The 4,948-nt window shown below is 51.3% G+C and carries 6 protein-coding genes; all 6 read right to left on the reverse strand.

The window, feature by feature from the left end:
- Positions 1-380, reverse strand: a 380-nt coding sequence (locus FJY67_11260; GenBank protein ID MBM3330026.1) for a hypothetical protein, incomplete at its 3' end; no start/stop codon positions are given.
- 127 nt (positions 381-507) lie between these two features.
- A complete protein-coding gene (locus tag FJY67_11265; protein MBM3330027.1) occupies positions 508-846 on the reverse strand; it encodes a DUF86 domain-containing protein in 339 nt (112 codons plus the stop codon).
- Positions 833-1,168, reverse strand: a complete 336-nt coding sequence (locus tag FJY67_11270; protein ID MBM3330028.1) for a nucleotidyltransferase family protein — start codon at positions 1,166-1,168, stop codon at positions 833-835. Before FJY67_11270 ends, FJY67_11265 begins: the two co-directional genes overlap by 14 nt.
- Before the next feature lie 657 nt (positions 1,169-1,825).
- The gene (locus FJY67_11275) at positions 1,826-3,196 is read right to left on the reverse strand and encodes a hypothetical protein (protein ID MBM3330029.1); all 1,371 of its coding nucleotides are present in this window, start codon (positions 3,194-3,196) and stop codon (positions 1,826-1,828) included.
- 22 nt (positions 3,197-3,218) lie between these two features.
- Complete coding sequence (locus FJY67_11280) at positions 3,219-3,542, reverse strand: hypothetical protein (protein ID MBM3330030.1); 324 nt, start codon at positions 3,540-3,542, stop codon at positions 3,219-3,221.
- A 127-nt stretch (positions 3,543-3,669) separates the two neighbouring features.
- Positions 3,670-4,512: a DUF4384 domain-containing protein gene (locus tag FJY67_11285; protein ID MBM3330031.1), complete on the reverse strand. Its 843-nt coding sequence runs from the start codon at positions 4,510-4,512 to the stop codon at positions 3,670-3,672.
- Positions 4,513-4,948: the final 436 nt, after the last annotated feature.

The raw sequence follows: 4,948 nt of genomic DNA on the forward strand, positions 1-4,948 counted from the left end.
GACTCATTGTCTTTTGCATATACATCAATTTGTCTGCTATTAAGCCCTTCCCCGACACTAATCCTAAAATTACGATCGATACTCATCTCAGAAAATCCCATATAGGCAAGAGTTACCCATATTCTATCTTCGAGTTGCTCGTCTATTGGCTTGCTTTTCTTAAGTCGTAGCGTCTTTGTATATTTCTTTGGTTTTCTTAATATTGTCCAGCCATCAGGCTCTTCGAGTGCCGCCTTTTGCATTAAGCGGTCGAGCGTCTCAGCTTTTGGTAATCTCTGCGATATAGAAACTGATTTTTCGATATGGGATTTCTTCCGACTAACTAACGTCTTCGCAATTTCGCTTTTGTCGGTCAGAAGGGGACCTAAGTATTCGGACATTTATTTACTCCTCAATAGTTCAAACGCCGATCGCCCCGTCATCTGCGGCGGGGTGGGGGCCGCGGTTCGAGTGCGGAATGCGGAAGGACTCGAATGCGGAATGATGAATGATGAATGCGGAATGGGGTTACTCCGTCTCTTTCAGGATCGTTTCGATATCTGCAATAAGTTTGGGCAAATCAGTCTGAACTACCTCCCAAAGTCTATCAACCAGCACATTGCGGTATTCGTGGATGACCTTGTTACGCATCCCGCGAATCTCCCGGACTGGAATCTCAGGATGGGCGGAGATGAATTCCTTTGACAAAAGCCGAGCAGCTTCACCAATGACGGCAATCTCGTAAAGGACGCACGCCTGATCCTTCTTGCTCGCTTCAAACTGATCGAAGGTCTCACCTTGACAGAATGAAACAGCGAGCCTTGCAGATTCGACAATGTCCTCGAGGTAACTCTTATCCCGCCACATAGTATTCCTGCATATTGCCCAAGATATGTTTGTTGCGTGTCTTATGCGCGTTCATCTCAACCGCCTTCCTTTCGACCAAATCAACGTCCCGGCCGACAATCTCAGACAGTTCATTCTCGGCGCGGACGACATCGAGAAGGCTCCAACGGCTGCCTTCCGCAAACCTCACCAGCACATCGACGTCGCTGTCGGGGCGGAAGTCGTCGCGCAACACCGAGCCGAAGAACGCCAGTTCGACGATCTTCCACTTGCGACAGTAGGCCTCGACCCGGTCACGGTCGATGGGGAGGCGCAGCGAAGTATGTGAGGCGATGTCGGGCATAGGGCTCAAGGCTCAGGGCTTAGGGCTCAAGGCTCAGGGCTTAGGGCTCAGGGCTCTAGGCTTGGGAGTTGCGGGCAAGAACAGCCTTACGGCCGTTCGGCCCCTACGCGAAAGGCTCATGCCTTCCTGCGTTCATCGTCAAGTTAAGCAGCCATCCGGGGCAATGCAATAGCGGGAGGGCAGATAATGGTGATGCTGGTGGTGATGGTGATGCCGGCCACGGTGGGGATAGCCGCGCCATCCCTGCCTAACTGCCTTCATCGCCCTACCAAGTTAGAAGAACAAGGCACAACACATTCCTCAAGGGGCAAGGCACAGTGCCGGCGGCAAGTGACTCGACACCTGAACTTGAGGTGGATCCGATTGCTGTCGTCAATATACTACAGTTCACCGGGTGAACACGAGCCTGGACGATCAGGGACTCCACAAGCAAGTTAACGAAGCGGGTTCGAAGTTACTCACAGCCACACAACCACTCAGTCGCTCAGCCGCTCAGGCTCCTCCCCAGGTTCAGATCTTCGCCGGATAAGGCTCAGCCTCCGGCGTTCACAGGCCAACATGCCATTATCGATCTCGAAGGTCCGATCCGCAACTTTGCAAACCTCGGCTTCAAGCATAACTTTTTGCCATCAAGTGTGTGCATACCATTGAAGGTCATCAGCCATAATAGAACTTCAACATCCAACCGAATGCAACAAGGTTCAATGTCAAAAGAATTGCTATCACTGCAGTTACGAAGTGTGGTATCGGAATGGAAGAAAGGAAGCGCTCTTTCAATGCAGTCCAACCCGTCGCGACAAGCAGTCCGATCATAATCAAAGTGGGGAATAGATAGCGCCCCTGCGACTGAATGTAGCGTAGATTAAAGTAAACCACACCTCCAAGATTGCATATCACAAGCATCAACGGTAGAGAAATCGAAGTCCGCGCTTCGCTCTTCTTACGCAGCACCAGGACGACGCCCAATATCGCTCCCAAGAACAATATCAAAATGACCAGATTGAAGACTGCTGGAAGCCGTCCATTCATCCATCCAAATGTGGCATAGAATGAAACGATTAACCTGCGCCAAAATCGTATCCAATAGATCGGAGTCGCGAATTCTTGATAACCACCGGGGCTGCTATTCTCAAGGTCGATTGCCGCAGTTGAAAAGACATCTCCATAATATAGCAGATTGCGGACCCAAAGAGGTGCTGATAAGACGGCACTTATCGTCCCCATTAGCAGGCAGTTTTTAAGGATGATAATTCGCTTGAAATTGTATCTAAATACCTGAACCAGTGCAAGCAAGATTATTGCCGGAAGTAGAAAGGCGGAATAGAACTTGATCGAAAGGCCTAATCCGAACCATGAACCGGCCATAAAGTAAGATGTCATTTGAGCGGGGTTGCGATAAATACGCAGGAGATAAAGCGCTGTTAGAGAGGTCATTAAATGCGATAGAGCATCGTTGTTTATGACACTGCTCATGAAGGCAAACTGCGGAAGCAGGGAAATGAAACCGATCGCAATAACCCTGATGCTGCTGTCAACTCGGGCTTCACTTAGAATCCTAATTCCAATAATAATAGTAATATATCCAGTTAACGCAGACACTATGCGCAAGATGTAGAACGCTATGCGGGACCCCGCATCATGAAAGACCGTTGCTTTTGATACAAAGAGGCGATTTGTATTTCGCGATCCACCAAACCGAGTTGATGATGTATCGGGAATGACATCCAGGTGTATTCCTTCAGTACCCGCGAAAATGCGAACCAGGATCGCTGCTGTGTAGTAGTAGATAGGCGGCTGGAGACCCTCACCTGGAACGCGCTCCTCTGGCACAAGTGCGTTAGGTGACTTCCAATTTATGGCAATGTAATTGATATGCTCAAGATGAGAATTCTCGTCTGGAGCCTCAAATACGGGCACTATCAGCGCATAAAGCACTGCCGTCAATAAGAAGTAGAGAGGTAAAATTCGCTCCCACTTGTCAAGTTGCGTTTGGCTGGTGAACAAGATTGATCCGAAGATGCTATTCAAAGGCTTCTATCAGTGAGATTTCCTAATCTTCCGGTGGAGGCAGCCATTCTTCTTCCCCGTCGGACTGTCCGTCGCCGGACGTTGGCAGGTCATCGCCACCGAAGACGTTGATCCAGCCGTCGTCGAGCGGCTCGTTGCGAAGTGCGCGCAGGAACGCAATCGCTGACGCCGGTGCGAGGCCGGAGTGGATTTCGCCCCACTGGATCTTTTCGACGCCCCAACGCCAATGGCCGACGGGAGAATCGGGATTGTCGCGGTGAGCCAGCGCCGCCTCCCGACATTCCCGGTCGGAAAGCCCAAGGTACTGCTCTTGAATGGTGAAGTTTTTGAGGATGTAGATATTCATGCTGTCATGTCCCGGAATTTAAGGTTGGTCTTTTGCATGGAAATACTGAATCTATTTACCACAGAGGACACAAAGGAACACGGAGGTGATAAAACTCTGTGCTTCTTTGTGTTCTCTGTGGTGAAATTCACTTTACTACGTTGAAATGCTCGATTGTCTGCGTTCGCCGGTCGGAGGGAATGTCGATCAGCCAACGATTGATGACGGTAAGGGCGCTTGCGAGCGAATAGAGTTCCTGCTGGAATTCACCCCCGCCGACAAAAGGAGCGTAGTCCTTGGTTGCGACCACTAAAAATGCCTCGTCTGCACTTGAAGACCCGGGCGCAAGATAAGCCGTCAAGTGCCATCCCGCACCGGAAGGTGGAATAGTAAGTTCATTTTCCGCACGCAGAAAGTTGCTCTCCTGCATCCGGTTAGGCAGAACGACCCGCATGGAATCACCTTTGAATAAATTGAAGATGGTCACATAGGCGTCTTGCGTTGCGCGGACTTTCAACAACACTTTTTCACCATGTCTGGCTGTGGACTTGGACAGCATCAATGAGACCTTGAACCATGGATCTGCCTGCCCGGTGTCTTGTGCAACACGAGCCTCATTACGACAATAGACATCAACATCCCCGTTTGGCGCGAGTCGATTTTGATAACTGACCCGCTCTTCAACGATCCGTCCACGCGTAATGCCCTGGGTAAAACGAGCAAAATGGTCATAGGCTTCGCCGCTGGAAGATTCGCTCAATAGACGGCTCGTTATGCCAATAAACTCCAACCCCACCTTGGAGAGCGCGTCCTGACGGGCGAGGTCGAGGGCTTTCGCCCGGGCCTCTTCAGGGGTGATATGAATGACCGGAACTGTCGCCTCCCCAACCTGCCACTCCGCCCCCATAACAGATTTAACACAGAGAGCACAGAGGAGAAATAACAGGAATACTCTAAATTCTCCGTGTCCTCTGTGTTGAAAGATCTTCATCGTATCACCCGCGAGGCATCCCCGCTGAAGGAGGGCGTCTGCTCGCGCCCGTTGAAGAGTCTGCGCGCGTAATACGGCACTCCCTCCGCAGTATCGCTGACGTAGCGGTGCAGTTCCCCGGCGGTGATTTTGCCATCTTTATCGGCGTCCGCCGCGCCCTGGAGACCTTTTAGGAAGAAGTAGGTGAACAGGCCGTGCTTCATTTCCGGATACCACGACGCGATCTGGTCACCTGCCGATGCCGTAAAGAGCGCGCCCTGCGGCCATTCGACCGTCGGATCGGTGATGACAATGCCGACCGGAGAGGCTTGATCGATCAGCATCCGCCCGTCGGAGACGCCGCCTGAAAAGCAGGCGTCGATCACCACCGTCACTGACTGCGCCTGCATTCTTGAGAGATTGGCATAGAGCAATTCGAGCGGGTAGCCGTTCCGGT

The organism is Calditrichota bacterium, assembly GCA_016867835.1.
Lineage (GTDB): Bacteria > Electryoneota > AABM5-125-24 > Hatepunaeales > Hatepunaeaceae > VGIQ01.